The 16,705-nt window shown below is 43.7% G+C and carries 13 protein-coding genes and 1 pseudogene; 4 read left to right on the forward strand and 10 right to left on the reverse strand.

The genetic code is table 11. The features are described from left to right. Nucleotides 1-72: 72 nt before the first annotated feature. The 9 genes and pseudogenes from recA to gpt all read right to left on the reverse strand — a co-directional run bounded on the left by recA (nt 73) and on the right by gpt (nt 9,894). On the reverse strand, nt 73-1,140 hold the full coding sequence (gene recA, locus ACGF63_RS18640; RefSeq protein WP_036850115.1) for a recombinase RecA: 1,068 nt from the start codon (nt 1,138-1,140) through the stop codon (nt 73-75). 105 nt (nt 1,141-1,245) lie between these two features. Further along, complete coding sequence (gene pncC, locus ACGF63_RS18645) at nt 1,246-1,749, reverse strand: nicotinamide-nucleotide amidase (RefSeq protein WP_036850113.1); 504 nt, start codon at nt 1,747-1,749, stop codon at nt 1,246-1,248. A 26-nt stretch (nt 1,750-1,775) separates the two neighbouring features. Further along, nucleotides 1,776-2,930, reverse strand: coding sequence for a lysophospholipid transporter LplT (gene lplT / locus ACGF63_RS18650; protein WP_110742969.1), 1,155 nt, complete (start codon nt 2,928-2,930; stop codon nt 1,776-1,778). Between the two features lie 65 nt (nt 2,931-2,995). Beyond that, nucleotides 2,996-4,885 (reverse strand): annotated as a pseudogene (aas, locus tag ACGF63_RS18655) (bifunctional acyl-ACP--phospholipid O-acyltransferase/long-chain-fatty-acid--ACP ligase); the annotation flags it as partial. An 87-nt stretch (nt 4,886-4,972) separates the two neighbouring features. After that, complete coding sequence (gene aroL, locus ACGF63_RS18660; protein ID WP_036850106.1) at nt 4,973-5,497, reverse strand: shikimate kinase AroL; 525 nt, start codon at nt 5,495-5,497, stop codon at nt 4,973-4,975. Nucleotides 5,498-5,671: 174 nt separating this feature from the next. Further along, a complete protein-coding gene (gene proA / locus ACGF63_RS18665; RefSeq protein WP_387632609.1) occupies nt 5,672-6,925 on the reverse strand; it encodes a glutamate-5-semialdehyde dehydrogenase in 1,254 nt (417 codons plus the stop codon). A gap of 9 nt (nt 6,926-6,934) precedes the next feature. Further along, nucleotides 6,935-8,038, reverse strand: a complete 1,104-nt coding sequence (gene proB, locus ACGF63_RS18670) for a glutamate 5-kinase (RefSeq protein ID WP_036850306.1) — start codon at nt 8,036-8,038, stop codon at nt 6,935-6,937. Between the two features lie 132 nt (nt 8,039-8,170). Then, a complete protein-coding gene (gene frsA, locus ACGF63_RS18675) occupies nt 8,171-9,418 on the reverse strand; it encodes an esterase FrsA (RefSeq protein WP_152963936.1) in 1,248 nt (415 codons plus the stop codon). Between the two features lie 14 nt (nt 9,419-9,432). Beyond that, nucleotides 9,433-9,894 carry a xanthine phosphoribosyltransferase gene (gene gpt, locus ACGF63_RS18680; protein ID WP_036850100.1) on the reverse strand — a complete coding sequence of 154 codons (462 nt, stop codon included), beginning with the start codon at nt 9,892-9,894 and terminating at the stop codon, nt 9,433-9,435. Between the two features lie 256 nt (nt 9,895-10,150). Between gpt and pepD the strand changes: the two genes are divergently transcribed. Beyond that, a complete protein-coding gene (gene pepD, locus ACGF63_RS18685; protein WP_387632611.1) occupies nt 10,151-11,611 on the forward strand; it encodes a beta-Ala-His dipeptidase in 1,461 nt (486 codons plus the stop codon). 36 nt (nt 11,612-11,647) lie between these two features. Here the strand turns inward: pepD and dinB are convergent, their stop codons facing one another. After that, nucleotides 11,648-12,703 carry a DNA polymerase IV gene (gene dinB / locus ACGF63_RS18690; RefSeq protein WP_387632615.1) on the reverse strand — a complete coding sequence of 352 codons (1,056 nt, stop codon included), beginning with the start codon at nt 12,701-12,703 and terminating at the stop codon, nt 11,648-11,650. Between the two features lie 173 nt (nt 12,704-12,876). Between dinB and ACGF63_RS18695 the strand changes: the two genes are divergently transcribed. The 3 genes from ACGF63_RS18695 to ACGF63_RS18705 all read left to right on the forward strand — a co-directional run bounded on the left by ACGF63_RS18695 (nt 12,877) and on the right by ACGF63_RS18705 (nt 16,658). Continuing rightward, nucleotides 12,877-15,177, forward strand: coding sequence for a TonB-dependent hemoglobin/transferrin/lactoferrin family receptor (locus ACGF63_RS18695; RefSeq protein ID WP_152963934.1), 2,301 nt, complete (start codon nt 12,877-12,879; stop codon nt 15,175-15,177). 600 nt (nt 15,178-15,777) lie between these two features. Beyond that, a complete protein-coding gene (locus ACGF63_RS18700; protein ID WP_152963933.1) occupies nt 15,778-16,092 on the forward strand; it encodes an antitoxin of toxin-antitoxin stability system in 315 nt (104 codons plus the stop codon). A gap of 161 nt (nt 16,093-16,253) precedes the next feature. Next, entirely contained in the window at nt 16,254-16,658 is a 405-nt protein-coding gene (locus ACGF63_RS18705; protein WP_162524251.1) for a type II toxin-antitoxin system YafO family toxin, read from the forward strand. Nucleotides 16,659-16,705: the final 47 nt, after the last annotated feature.

The raw sequence follows: 16,705 nt of genomic DNA on the forward strand, positions 1-16,705 counted from the left end.
ACGCGGTTATAAGTTTGATGACAAAACTTTTACAGCTTTAATACCAGAATACAGGCTATCAATATAATCAGATTAGAATTCTTCGTTATTCAACTCTTCATTTTCGTTGTCTTGATAATCAGCAGCAGCACTGCTGAATTCTCCAGCATTGTGTAGCAGCATTTCACGTAATTTTTTATCCAGCTCAGTAGCAATTTCAGGATGTTCTTTCAGGTAGATAGTCGCATTCGCTTTGCCCTGACCAATTTTATCGCTATTGTAGCTGTACCACGCACCTGCTTTTTCCACCAGTTTATGTTTCACACCCAAGTCGATCAATTCACCATAAGTGTTGATGCCTTCACCGTACATAATCTGGAATTCTGCTTGCTTAAATGGCGCTGCCACCTTGTTTTTCACAACCTTAACACGAGTTTCGCTACCAACGACTTCTTCGCCATTTTTCACAGAACCAATGCGGCGAATATCCAGACGTACAGAAGCATAGAATTTCAGCGCATTACCCCCGGTTGTAGTTTCGGGGTTACCGAACATAACACCAATTTTCATCCGGATCTGGTTGATAAAGATCAGAAGCGTATTGGAACTTTTCAAGTTACCCGCCAGTTTGCGCATTGCCTGACTCATCATACGAGCAGCTAACCCCATATGAGAATCACCGATTTCTCCTTCGATTTCAGCTTTTGGTGTTAAAGCCGCAACGGAGTCGACAATAATGACATCAACCGCACCGGAACGTGTCAACGCATCACAAATCTCAAGAGCCTGTTCTCCTGTGTCTGGCTGAGAACACAACAGGTTGTCAATATCAACACCCAGTTTCTTCGCATAGACAGGATCAAGGGCGTGTTCAGCATCAATAAACGCACAGGTTTTACCTTCACGCTGTGCTGCGGCAATAACCTGTAATGTCAGCGTTGTCTTACCAGAAGATTCCGGGCCATAGATTTCGACAATGCGTCCCATCGGCAAGCCACCAGCACCTAATGCAATATCCAGTGACAGTGAACCAGTGGAGATAGTTTCAACGTCCATTGAACGGTCTTCGCCCAGACGCATGATGGAACCTTTACCAAACTGTTTTTCAATTTGACCCAGTGCCGCTGCCAGTGCTTTTTGTTTATTTTCATCAATAGCCATTTTTACTCCCTCGTAAGCAATGAAAGGGTTACCTCACTGCCGATGAATAATTTTTAATACCAAAATGTTGCCAGCAATTATACTGTATAATCATACAGCATCAAGCTAATTTTTTATAATCTCTGATAACAATGTCTTCAGAGAATACATTGCGGATTGAAGGCGTATTTCATTTCGATCACCGTTAAAACAACAATGACGGGATACAATTTCTATCCCATTTATTGTGCGATATGCAAACCCAAACCACACTGTGCCAACAGGCTTCTCTTCGCTGCCACCATCAGGCCCGGCAATACCACTGACAGAAACCGCCAGATCCGCGTGCGCTGCCTGCAATGCCCCTGCTGCCATCTCTCTCACAACCTGTTCACTGACAGCGCCATATTGCTGTAAAGTGGTTTCTGATACACCAAGCATCTGATGTTTGGCTCTATTACTGTATGTCACAAAGCTGCGGTCAAAATAAGCAGAACTACCGGCAATATCTGAGATTGCTTTTGCCAGCCAGCCACCTGTGCAAGATTCAGCACAAGTCACCCACAATTTTTGCTGTCTCAGTTTCTTTCCCAGTTCAATACTAAGCTGGATCAGAATTTTTTCATCCATAAACACACCTTTTAGCCGGTAAAAGATCAATTTTTCTGAAGCTGATTCCAAATCCACAAACCAGTGATTGTCAACGCAAACAACACGCCAAAACCTATCCCTGCCGTAACAACCGGAATACCTATTTTAATGACCAGTGAATATAGGCCAAGCATCAGTAACATGGCGGTATTCTCACCCAAATTCTGCACTGCGATTGCATTACCGGCCCCAACCGTTTGCCTGCCGCTTTCCTGCAATAAGGCATTCAATGGAACGACAAACAGGCCACCAAAAATGCCAAGAATAATAAGTATGACGTGAGAAGCCCAGATACTCTGCTGAACAGCAAAAATCACCACCATCACACCAATTAAAATACCGGCTGGCATACAACGGCGGACTGTTTTCAATGTGATAAAACGCGCAGCAACACCTGCACCGATAATAATCCCGATAGCAACCATCACATTGAGTACTGTTGGCGTGCTGTTATCAACAATTCCCAAAACAACAGGCACCCATAAAACCAACAGAAATCTCAGCGTTATCCCCGCCCCCCAAAATAGACTGGTTCCAACCAAAGAAAATCGTGCTTCTTTGTTATGCCAAAGAATACAACAAGCTGAAGTAAAGTCCGTCAGTATCTTTTTCAGATTCCAGCCCCTACCGTGATGGGACACCGACAATCGAGGAATAAAGAAATTAATAATGGCAGCAATACCGTATGTCAGTGCACAAGCAAACAATGCGACGGTCAAGTTCCAATCAGACAAAAAACCACCAGCCACAGAACCGGTGAGAATAGCAGCTATCGTTGAAGCTTCCATCAAACCATTCGCTTTTACCAAGCGATCACCATCTGTCAATTCAACCAAGATTCCGTATTTAGCTGGTGAATACGATGCTGCACCAATCCCAACCAAAGCATAGCCCAAAAATGGATCATAACCCAGACAGACAATAAGCGCGCCCAATAGCTTGAAGCTATTGGCAAACAGCATCACACGACCTTTCGGAAAGTGATCTGCGATTCGTCCCACAAAAGGCGCCAACAGGATATACGCAAGGACAAACACTATCTGCAATATTGGCTGACTCCAGTCAGGATAAAACTGGGCTTTCAACTGTGCCAGAATCGCAAACAGCAGAGCATTGTCCGCAAAAGCAGAAAAAAATTGTGATACCAATACTGCTTTCATGCCACGGGTTAATAGCGGCTGAGCAACACCAGAAGATACATTCACGATAGTTATTCCTATTCAGCTTCCGCCATTTTCAGTGACACGCTTTCGCCTGACAGTTGAGCAAAATGTTTCACCCGACCGAGAACAGTGCAGAATCCCTGTTCATCAATTGAAACAATATCTCCGGTATCGTACCAACCAAACTGGACATTCCCATGTTCATCTTCTGCCGATGGTCGTTCTAAATGATTTGGCTCTTCAACTCTCAGATACCCTTTCATAACATTCAAGCCACGCAGTTGTAAACGTCCCCCCTCCTTAATATCTGCTACGGGAATCAAACGGTATTCCATTGCCGGTAAAATTCGCCCAACAGTACCGACTTTAGCCATCATTGGCACATTAAATGCAACGACAGGCGCACATTCTGTCATTCCATACCCTTCCAGAATGCGGATCCCGAATTTATCTTGCCAAACACGTTTAGTGTTCTCAGCGAGCTTTTCAACACCCGCCATCACACAGCGAAGACGTGCAAAATCATAGGGATGGGCAGAATAGGCATAATCCTCCAGGAAAGTGGATGTGCCCAATAATACGGTGCAGTTACGTTCATATACCAATTCTGGCACCACTCGATAGTGCAGTGGATTTGGGTAAAGGAATACCCGGCTCCCCGTCAACAACGGGGTAAATAGGCCAACAGTCAGTCCAAATGCATGAAACAGTGGTACAGAAGACATAAAACGGTCAAGTGGATTGAAATCAGTGATAGTTTTTATCTGTTCCACATTTGCTAACAAACTAGCGTGGCTATGAACTACACCTTTTGGTACACCTTCTAAACCGGATGTAAATAACACTAAAGCATCATCATCTGGTTTCTGTGCCACCATCGCTTGTTTCGGGAAAACGAGGTGCCACAAGACCCATAATTTATCTCGAAAAGTCGCTGTGCCTTCCAAATCCTCAAGATAAACCCAGTTAACCTGAACAACCTGTTCAGATAGATGAGTTAACTGCTCTTTTTTCAGAAACTGCCGGGAAGTCACAATCGTTTTGATACTGGCGGCGGTTACTGCATTCTTCAGCCCATTACTGTCCACAGTATAGTTTAGTAGAGCGGGTACTCTTCCTCGTAAAGATGCCCCAAATATCATAGCCGCCACAATAGTGGTATTTGGTAAAAGAAAACCAACCCGTTCACCCTGGCAAGTCAAGCGCTGCAAAATACGGCTGATACCCAGTATTTTTTTAAGCAGGCTGTTATAACTGTCCTCTTTAAAAGAAGCATCTTCAATACAGGGCTTAAAGCGGCCAAATCGCTTTTGCGCCACCAGTAAAGATTCAAATATTGTTTCTTGCGGGCGAGTCGCCATTCGTGCACTCATCATGATTTCATGCAAACGTTCTCCCGCCAAACGGCGTCGCTGCTCCAAATTAGGTACATCCGGCATGGGTAATTGTGTGGCAGGCAGGATTTTTATTGTCACCTTCGGAAAAAGATGAAGCTTGAAGATACCTTTTAATCGGCTAAATATCGTTTGCTCCAACCCCTCAATGCGGACAGGCACCACCATTGCTCCCGATACAGCGGCAATAAAAGCCGCTCCATCGTAGATTTTCATTAAAGAACCAGTAACAGTAATTCGTCCTTCAGGGAAGACAACTATCGGCCTCCCTTTCTCTATTTCTTTGAGCAGTCCCCTGACGGCCATTGGATTTATGGGATCCAAAGGAACTATTTCAACATAGCGCCTTACCCATTTCATAAAACCCCGGTTTGCAATGTTAGAGTAAACAGCAAATACCGGCTTGACAGGCAAGAACAGTGTTAGCAAAACACCATCAAGAAAAGAGACATGATTAGGTGTGATAAGGCATTTAGGATGGGTAAATTGTTTAATATCTCCTTCTATCGTCAAACGGAACATTAAACGAAAAACAAACTTTAGAAATTTAAACAACATATTCGTATCTCAACCCATTTGAAAAATAAACAGAAGATACTATTTATCATTCGATATCGTAATATTCTTATTTTTAAAAAAATAGCGTCAAGATATTCTTCTAGGAAGAATCATTTCTTTCACACAAGCTATAATTTTTTCCGGTGAAAGTTGCGCATTAATAATATGATCTGCACACTCACAATAGAGATTTTCCCTGGCGGTGAGGACTTCTTCCATTTCTTCAACAATAGATTTTCCAGTTAAACTGGGGCGTTGAGTACTTTCCGGCTGCTGCATTAATCGTTCAGCCAAGATGTCAGCGGACGCCTGAAGATAAATCACCGTACCATTTTGTCGCATATATTGGCGATTTTCAGCGGAAAGAATAATCCCACCGCCGGTGGAAATAACCCGGTTACTTTGACTAACTTGTTGTAAAACCTTACTTTCCAATTGTCGAAACTGTTGCCACCCTTGCTGGTTAACAATATCCGCAATGGTCATATTACTGATTTGTTGGATATGATGATCGGTGTCAATAAATGTATACGATAACTCATTGGCTAATCGCTTTCCAACCGTCGTTTTTCCTGCCCCACGCGCACCTACAATAAACAATATTGGGTTCATTGCCTGATATCCTTGGTAAATTTCATCATTAAAAATATATTAACACCTATAGTAACCAGAACTTTACATCAACGTAAAATCAAAAGTTAATCTATATGGAAAAAGCTACCCCAAAGCATGATCCTACCGATATATCAATTAATCAGACACACTTTTGGGGTAACAATAAACAGATTATTTACGGATTAAATTATCTCCATAACCAACCCACTTATACGTCGTCAGCGCATCTAATCCCATTGGACCACGGGAATGCAGTTTCTGAGTACTGACGGCAACCTCCGCCCCCAAACCAAACTGTCCACCATCAGTAAAACGCGTGCTGGCATTCACATAAACCGCCGCAGAATCTACCTGACAAACAAAATAGTCAGCATTATGCAAAGATTGAGTCAGAATCGCATCAGAATGAGATGTGCCGTATGTACGGATATGGCTAATTGCCCTGTCAATATCACTGACAATTTCCACATTCATATCCAGAGATAACCACTCATCGCTGTAATCTGCTTCTGCCACATCCACGACTTTTGCCGGGCCTTCCCGCAAAAATTCCATTGCTGACTTACTCGCGTGAAGGGTAACACCTTGCCCTGCCATATTCCGGCTCAGTACAGGCAGAAAATCTGCCGCGATCTTCTGATGTACCAGCAACGTTTCCAAAGCATTACAAGCACTTGGGCGTTGAACCTTAGCGTTAGTGATAATAGTCAATGCCTTATCGAAATCCGCACTTTCATCGACAAAAGTATGGCAGACACCGATACCACCAGTAATAACCGGAATGGTCGACTGCTCACGGCACAGCTTATGCAACCCACCACCACCGCGTGGAATCAGCATATCCACATAACGGTCCATTTTCAGTAGCTGAGTAACCAATTCACGATCGGGTTTATCTATCGCCTGCACTGCTGCGGCAGGCAACCCACTCTGCTCGAGTGCCTGCTGAATGACTTTCACTGTTGCCTGATTGGTGTTATGAGTTTCTTTACCACCACGCAAAATAACGGCATTACCTGTTTTCAAACACAGAGACGCAACATCAATAGTGACATTAGGACGGGCTTCATAAATCACCCCAACCACCCCAAGCGGTACACGGCGGCGTTCTAACTTCAAACCATTATCAAGCAGACCGCCATCAATGAGCTGCCCTACCGGGTCAGTTAAACGGCATACTTGGCGAACATCGTTAGCTATCGCTGCCAAACGTTCTGGTGTCAGTAACAGACGATCCAGCAACGCTTCACTCATTCCCTGTTCACGAGCCTGAGCCATATCAAGCTGATTAGCGTCGAGAATAATTGTACTTTTCTGCTCCAACAAATCTGCAATGTGGATTAATGCCTGATTTTTCTGTTTCGTACTGAGCTGTGCCAGTTGCCATGAGGCTTCTCTGGCGGCCTTTCCCATTTGTTCTAACATTATGAATCCTTAACTCACAATCATGTCGTCACGATGAACTGCAACAGCGCCATATTCATAACCGAGAATTTGGTTTATCTGCTGTGAATGGTGGCCTGCAATCAAACGCAGAGCATCACTGTTATAACGGCAAACGCCGTGCGCCAAATCCTTACCAGACAGGCTACGAATACAGATAACTTCTCCACGGGAGAAATCACCTTTAATATTTTTAATCCCTTTCGGCAACAAAGAGCTGCCTTTTTCACAGATTGCTGTTTCAGCACCGTGATCAACAATAATTTCACCGGCAGGAGGGGCACCAAAAATCCAACGCTTGCGATTTTCCATCGGGCTTTCCAACCCATGAAAGCGAGTCCCCACCGAATTACCTTCAACAACATCCGCGATAACATCAGGTTTGTTACCGGCAGCAATAATGACATCAATACCGGCCCGGCCTGCAATACCCGCGGCCTGAAGCTTAGTCGCCATTCCCCCCGTCCCTAAACCAGAAACGCTATCACCTGCAACCATACGTAATTCGTCGCTGATGTCATGAACTTCCGGAATAAGTTCTGCATTCGTATTGCTACGCGGATCAGCGGTATATAGCCCTTCAATATCAGTCAATAATAACAGTTTATCTGCTCCCCCCAGAATTGCCGCCAGTGCAGATAAATTATCATTATCACCCACTTTAATTTCTGCGGTTGCAACCGCATCATTCTCATTGATTATCGGAACAATGCGATTATCAAGCAGGGCATTTAAGGTATCTCTGGCATTTAAAAAACGCTCCCGATCTTCTAAATCCGCACGGGTCAGTAACATTTGACCAACATGAATACCGTAAATAGAAAAAAACTGTTCCCACAGCTGAATCAACCGGCTTTGACCTACTGCCGCCAGCAATTGCTTAGAAGCAATAGTTGCAGGTAAATCCGGATATCCCAGATGTTCCCGGCCAGCCGCAATAGCACCGGAAGTTACAATAATAATACGGTGGCCTTTTTCATGTTGTTGAGCACATTGGCGTACCAGCTCGACAATATGAGCCCGGTTCAGACGACGAGAGCCGCCGGTCAATACACTTGTCCCCAGCTTCACAACCAATGTTTGGCTACCATTCATCATATTTTTGCCGTTATATTTAATTTGAAAAAACAGCGTTCAGTTTTAGCAGGAGAGAAGCGTTATGCCAACAAGCATAACGATAAATTGAAAAAAGGTGAGTTCAAAATAAACTTATGCCCTCAATCTCAACTAACCCATTTTATTTTTCAACCACTGACTGGTTTCCTGTAATGCCTTATTGAAGCTGCTGTAAACAGGTGTTGCCGGAATAGTCAATAATTTACTGTCCATTGATGACATTGCTATCAGCTTTGATTCTTCCTTCGGGCTGAAAATATCATTCTGCCAGTAACCAGCTAGCATAGGAACGGAACAACGTCGGCCTAACAGGCCTTGTTTTTTAAGGGAATAACAACCAAGTTCGAGGCGAAACGCATTTTCATCCACGTTATAAATACCCATCCGGCTGGCAAACATATCCAGATACATCACAGGAGCATTTTGCTGGCGTTCAGCGCTATTGAGCCACTCATGGACAATAGCGCCAAAAGTCGCAATACATTTGATACGCTTAGATTCCAAATATGCCAGGCGGACAGCAATATTAGCACCAAAACGGAAACCCAAAACGCCAACCCGTGTATGGTCAATCCAAGGGATGTCATCCAGTTGATGGATTATTTGTTGATGAAGAGTACAAGTATCCTGTGTCAATCGCAGACGTGAGCAGTAACCCACTGAAGGCATATCCACAGTCAGCATGGCAAATCCCAAAGGTGCCAGATAATCACGGAATAACTGATAATAATCACTTTGCAAATTATCTAAGCTACCACACACCAGAATAGTTGGAGAGGGTCCTTGTGGTCGTTGAGGCAAATGTAGAAAGCCAGTTACACAACCACCCTCTTTCAGTTTGAACTCTATCTTCCTCAACTGATAGTCAGAGCACCGGGCCGCATTTTCATAGGCTTTATTTGCCAAAACAACGGCCTGCTGAGACAGATCATCACCTTTGAGATGAGGATAACCGGCGATGCTATACAAATTGGCCGCTTTCAACCAGAAATTCCCGGCTTCGGCGGTCTGTTCTGTCTGTAACGCTCTCTGTTGCCACAGCATCGCCTGATGTGACCACTCAAAAATCCAATTACCTTTACGGTACCCAACTACCGTATCCAGTAAATTATCATCACTGCGTTGAGCGTTTGTCATGGCAATCCGGCACAAGACTTCTTCTATCTCAAAAGGATCAATTCCCCGCCAAATCCACATCAGCCGGTTAATCATACGATACCAGCGCCCATGACTATTACCATCCAACGTATTGTAATTACCGACAATCAGCCGGGGATGGCGGTGCTTTACCAGCGTGGAAGTTTCCTGATGCTTTTGTCTTGGCTTAAAAAGTGATTCTGAAAGATTTTGATTTGCCATAACAAATGCTGATTTTATTTACTTTCACAAATTGGCGGAATGAATACTACGCTCATATCCCAAGGTTGCTCGATCCAAGTATCTTGCGGAATATCAACAACATAATCATCAACAAGAGGACGACCCGCCGGTTTGGCAAAAATAGTCACAAAATGCGCTTTTGGATACATATCACGGATAACCTGAGCGGTGCCCCCGGTATCAACCAGATCATCGACAACGATGAAACCTTCACCATCACCTTCTGCTTTTTTCAGCACTTGCAGATCGCGTTGATTATTATGGTCATAGCTGGAAATACAGACAGTATCTACATGACGGATACCCAATTCACGCGCCAGGAGAGCGCCAGGGACAAGACCACCCCGACTGACAGCAATAATGCCTTTCCACTGTTCGACAGGGAGTAAACGTTGCGCCAATTTACGGGCATGTATTTGCAACATATCCCAGGTTACGACATATTTTTCGCTCATAAGAATGGATCCCGGCAACTTAAGAATATTTCAGAAAAGAGTTTTCACAGAAAAAGTTGCGCGAGATTATATTGATTTAGGTCAGCAAAAACCAGCGGAAACAGGGAATCGATGAATCACATTATCCTTATCAAAAGAAAGTGGTATTCTGAACTCAATAGCATCAAAGCGTTAATCGCTCGTAATAATAAAACCTATGTCTCTGGTAGAGAGTAGTATTTCCATCTTATTGAGATGCAGTCACAGGAGATTCGTCGTGTCAGAACTATCACAATTATCCCCTCAGCCTCTGTGGGACATCTTTGCTAAAATCTGCTCTATTCCTCACCCTTCTTATCATGAAGAAGCGCTGGCGACCCACATTGTTCAATGGGCGCAGGAAAAAGGCTTGCACGTTGAACGCGATCAAGTTGGCAATATTCTGCTCAGAAAGCCAGCCAGTAAAGGGCTGGAAAATCGTAAAGCGGTTGTGCTGCAAGCTCACCTTGATATGGTGCCACAGAAAAACAACGATACAGAACATGACTTCACAAAAGATCCTATCCGCCCTTATATCGATGGTGAATGGGTTACTACACAGGGTACAACATTGGGTGCAGATAATGGTATTGGCCTGGCATCAGCATTGGCGGTGCTGGCTGATGACAATGTAAAACATGGCCCTCTGGAAGTTTTACTGACCATGACGGAAGAAACCGGAATGGATGGTGCTTTTGGCCTGCAACCGGGCTGGCTGCAAGCTGATATTTTAATCAATACCGATTCAGAAGAAGAAGGCGAAATCTACATGGGTTGTGCCGGAGGTATCGATTTCACCACAACATTAGCACTTACCCGTGAAGCGGTTCCGTCTCACTACAAAACACTAAAACTCACCATCAAAGGTCTGAAAGGCGGGCATTCAGGTTGTGATATTCATTTAGGGCTGGGTAATGCCAACAAATTACTGGCACGATTCCTGGCTGCCCATACTGAGGAACTGGCGCTAAAACTGCTTGAGTTCCAGGGCGGTACGCTGCGTAATGCCATTCCACGTGAAGGTCATGTTATTGTTGCCGTCCCCACCGATAAAATAGCGCAGCTGACTCAACTGAAAGATAAATACCTGGGGATCTTGAAAAATGAATATGCCATGGTCGAGAAAAATCTGACTGTATTGTTGGAAGAGGTTGAAACCGATCTTCAAGCACTGACGGATGATTGCCAGAACCGTTTTATCTCATTGCTGAACAGTACACCCAACGGTGTTATCCGTATGAGTGACATCATCAAAGGCGTAGTAGAAACTTCTCTCAACGTGGGCGTTGTGGCGATGGAACAGGATAAAGTCAATATTATTTGTCTGATCCGTTCGCTTATCGACAGCGGCAAATCCTATATTATAGGTATGCTCGCTTCCCTGGCAAAACTGTCAAGCGCTGAAATTTCCGCTAAAGGCGATTATCCAGGCTGGCAGCCGGATGCAAATTCTCCGGTTATGCACCTGGTACGTGAAACTTATCAACAGCTGTTCGATAAAACACCCAATATTATGGTGATTCACGCAGGGTTGGAATGTGGCCTGTTTAAGAAACCTTATCCTGATATGGATATGGTCTCTATCGGGCCAACTATCACGGGTGCTCACTCCCCTGACGAACAGGTTCACATCAAAAGTGTTGGACAATATTGGAAACTATTGACCGCAGTCCTGAAAGCTATTCCTGAAAAGTCTTAATCAAATCTCCCCTGCTCCGATATCGTCGCGGGGGAACTACCATTCAAGCGACAGTTGCCGATCAATTTCTGGATCCAGCAAAGTCACGTGCAGGCCCACTAAACGAACGCCACGCCCTTCCCGGCGAGATGTCCATGTTTTCTGGGCCAGTTGGAGTAAATCCGGTTTATCCAATAGTGGATGAACATGTTCCTGAGTTGTCAGTTGAAAATCATCAAATTTCAGCTTAACCCCCTGACGGGCAATCCGCAGATCAGGTTTAACATTACTCAATCGTTTTTCTAATTCCAGATATAAACTTTCTATAAGTTCAGTGCACTGTTCCCATTGATGAATATCCCTCGCAAGTGTCCGCTCCACACCAATTGATTTTCGCAGACGGTCTGGATTCACCAATCGTTCATCAATACCGTGACAACGATCCCAAAGTACCTGACCAAATTTCCCCAACTGTTTCACCAAAACAATGACATCATATTTCCGTACATCAGCACAGGTTTCCAGCCCCATATTAGTCAGCCGTTGCACCATGACTTTGCCGACACCAGGAATTTTTTTCAGCGGTAAAGTTTTAACAAACTCAGACACTTGATCAGGTGAAATCACATATTGCCCATTCGGTTTATTAATATCAGAAGCGATTTTTGCCAGAAATTTTACCGGAGCAATACCAGCCGATGCCGTCAGTTGCAGTTCATCAAAAATGGATTTACGGATTTCATGGGCGATAAGTGTGGCAGATCCATAACAATGGCGGCTATCAGTGACATCCAGATAAGCTTCATCCAGCGAAAGAGGTTCTATCCGCTCAGTATAGTGAGAAAATATCTGACGGATATGCTGGGAAACCTCTTTATACAGAGCCATACGCCCCGGAAGAACTTTGAGTTGAGGGCACAGTTTCAGCGCCATTGCGGTAGACATTGCACTATGTACCCCGAAACGACGGGCAGGATAATTAGCCGTGCTGATAACACCTCGTTTATCGGCATCACCACCAACAGCTACCGGAATATGACGGAGTGACGGATTATCCCGCATTTCAATAGCGGCAAAGAAACAATCCATATCCACATGAATAATCTTTCGCATTTTGCTTTGACCAATCATCATAAACTGTATAAACATACAGTTATTCATTATTAAGATCAATCAGAAAAAAAAGTTAATCCCGTTATTAACTTTTTTCTGTCCGATTCCCTTCGTCAAGTGACCTGTTTAAGCAGGTTCTTTTATTTAATTACATTCCAAAGGTAGTTATGGCAATGAAAAATCACGGGAAACAACAAAAAGCATCCGTACCAGTAACAACACAGCAAATTAATCGCACTGTTCGTTACGCTTTATCAGGCATGATTGTTCTTAGTACCGGCCTGCCCGGTTATCTGGCAGCACAGGAGAATAAAACACAAAAAGCAGCAGAGAAATTAGAAAAGCCAGAGAAAGTGATTGCATTTCCCACGCTTTCCGTTATTGGAGAATTAAACAATAGCGTCAACGCTGGAAGTTCTGTATTAAGAAAATCGGATATTGAGCGTACCCAGGCAGACAACATCGCCGAGTTACTCAATCAACTCCCTGGCGTTTCTATGTCAGGCTCGCCCCGCCCAGGAGGTCAAACCCTGAACATCTGGGGAATGGGTGATACAGAAGACATAAAAATCACACTGGATGATGCACCAAAAGGCTTCGAAAAATATTTCCAGGGATCTATCTTTATTGAGCCGGAATTAATCAAACAGATAGATGTCGACAAAGGCCCGCATAACCTGCTTGATGGTAATGGCGGATTTGGCGGAACAGTTAAAATTATCACTAAAGATGCAAATGATCTATTACAGCCAGGAGAAGATTTTGGTGGGTTACTGAAATACAGCTATCACACCAATGACCGGCAAAATATTTATAGCAGCGCAATCTATGGCCGGACAAAAGAAGGCTTTGCTGACGGCTTGTTATATATGAGTAAACGGGATGGCGGCAACATTAAGCGGCCAGATGGCACTCGTTTTGCTTTCTCTAAAAGTGATCAGGCATCCTATTTACTGAAAACTAATTTTTACCTGAATGATACTCACACATTGACACTTTCTGCTATGCGTTCTGATTCTGCTGGTTGGCAGCCATGGGCAGCAAAACGCGATGAAATAGTCGTTCCGTCAGAATCCGACGTTGAAAAATATGGTTGGAATGAAGCCTGGCGCCGTAAGTTGGTTTATCGTGATCAAACGGATCAAAACTACACCGCCAAGTGGAATATCGCACCGGAAGACAATCCATTACTTAACCTGACAGCAACCTATGCCTATTCGAAAACAGAACAGCATGATAAACGCTCTGAAAAAGCCCACAGCGGTTTTCTTGGTTCATTGGGAAATGAAAGCTGGATCGACTATGTGGATAACTTAGCAGATTTAAATAATAAAAGTGCTTTTATAACCGGGCCAATAGAACACACATTACTCATTGGAGCTCGTTGGCATAAAAATCAACGTAATACCCTTATACATGATAAAAGCAAGGACAAAAGACCTGACTATAATTATGGCTACTTTCAGCCGACCTATATGCCCTCAGGAGAGCAAAAAACGCGTAGTTTCTATTTACAGGATGAAATGATTATCGGCAGCCTTACTGTGACACCCGGTATTCGCTATGACCATATCACCAATACCGGCAAGCCAAATATCGCTGCAATCTACAATGATAGCTCACCAAATGTAGGCCATGATTACAGCAGCGTCACCTATACCGGTTGGTCTCCTCATTTCGGTATCATGTGGAAAGCAACACAAAACCTGTCACTATTTTCGGATGTCAGCCGGACATGGCGTGCGCCACTCGTGGATGAACAGTATGAAATGCAATATGCACAAGCGAGTGTCACGGCCACCAGCCGTAATTTAGATGTAGAAAGAGTGACGGGTTTACGCTTCGGTGCGATTCTGAATTTCAATAACCTGTTGGCAGACCAAGATAGTTTGCAAATCCGTACGACTTTATTCCGTAACAGAGGCAAGGATGAAATATTTGTCCGTCGTGGAGTCGTGTGTAAATCACCGGATTGCGAAAAGCCTTTATCCAACTACCGTAATTTACCGGGATACACCATTCAGGGGCTGGAAATCGAGACTTTCTACGACAGCGATTACCTGTTTGGAAAACTTTCTTACTCAACTATCCGTGGTCAGAGAGATGCTTCACCACGCGATCCTTGGGGTAATAAAACCTGGATTGCGGAAATTCCCCCCACCTCTGCCCGCGCCATGTTAGGCGTAAAAATCCCTCAATGGCAGATGGCAATGGGCTGGACCGGCGATTTTGTCCGTAAGCAAGACAGATCGCCTAAAGATGGAGACCCAATGGCGGTACTCTGGTCAATCCCCAAAAGCCAAGGTTACGTTCTGCACGGTTTATTCACCAGTTGGCAACCTGATTTCCAGCAAGGTCTTGAAGCCCGTGTAACAGTAAATAACCTGTTTAATCATGATTATTCCCCATATCTCAGTGAATCTGTTTCCGGGGTTGGGCGTAACATTAAATTCAGTATCTCCCAGAAGTTCTGATTTCCCAACTGATAGTTCCCTCTTTTTGAGGGAACTCAGGCTGCTGACCCACCCATTTAAAATTTCGCGTCATCGGAAACTTTAGATAGTGTGTTATCGGCTGATTAGTTTTCTCTAATGCTTTAATAATGCTTTATTGCATCAACGATGGTAAAAGTCTGGCAGATTAATCAGCCAGAAAGGTTAAACGGGCATTTAAACGTTTAAATAAAACCGTAGAAAAACAACGTTATTGGAATGATCAAATCAATGTAAAAAAATTTAAACCCGCGTATTGAAGGTGTTGGTTTTGCATAATAAATGCAACATAATAATGTCGCAAATAACCTGGTTAATATTCATTTAAATCATTTGCTTGCGGATTTTGTTACCCCTATTTTTAATGATTTAATCGGTTTATGAAAAAGTTTATTCCCCGGTTGAAAACGTTATTAAAGTCGGTTTCTTGAAACTCTTTGTCTATGGGAACCTCAAAGATTGCCAAACAGCTAAAGATAGGCCGATAAACGGTCTACAAGATACTGGTTTCAGATTAAATATAGAGCTATATTTAGCCCTATATTTAGTATATTTTATAATTTTTCTGAACGGAGGTTTACCATGTTGCAGAAAGTCATGTGTGGCTACACAACAGCTATCAGTAAGTTTAAATCCAATCCCAGTGCAGCACTAGCAGAAGCCCAGGGGGATGCTATTGCTGTTTCATCTAACAATCAGATCCAGTTTTACGCCGTTCCTGCTGCACTTTTTGAGGAGATGAGCGCATTTTGTGAATATGCACAACGGGGAAGTACGGAGTTGAAAAGCATCCCAGCCAATTTCACCGGAGAAGGGCTAAATATGAATAAAATAGCCACTAAGATGGCTGCAAAAATCAAAGAGGGGATGGCCGGGGACGACGAAGAATGGTCGTAAGATATAGACCTATCTCTCCGAAGAAAAGACACGACCAATCTTTAGTGATCTGCTGGTGATGAACAGCGCCCTTCGTCTCCAGCAGATCATTTTCACCTTAGTGAAAATGAAATAAAGAAAATAACGGAAAAGTCACTAAGTAATTAAAAGGAAACTCTGCGGTGATAAGAATATTCACACACCGTGTTTTGAAAGAGGCTTTAGGCGAACAGAAAACCAAGGCGCTGGTTGATGACTTTCGGGCCTATAAAGAGGGAAAAGGCTTACCCGTTACCTTTAGTCGAGACGTTCCCTACCGGTTTACGCATAATCGATCTTACCTTGAATTGCAGCACCTGCATTTCAAAGACAAAGGATTTCCACTCAAACTGGTGCAATTTAAACGAACCAGTGGTTATGTTTTGGTTTATTGCCTTGGTTTTTTCGACGCCAACACCTATCTGTTAATCGCGATTATCAAACACTGGGATCACAACAAGCCCAATGATGTAGCTGAAACGGACAGGGATATCCATTTAATGAACGAGCTGGAAAAAATCGCCGAAGGCTTTCGGGAAAAATACTAGTCTGACGGTAATAAGTGAACATTTGTTACTCCGATTTTTCATGATTG

The sequence above is a fragment of the Photorhabdus sp. RM322S genome, from assembly GCF_042879395.1.
GTDB lineage: Bacteria > Pseudomonadota > Gammaproteobacteria > Enterobacterales > Enterobacteriaceae > Photorhabdus > Photorhabdus khanii.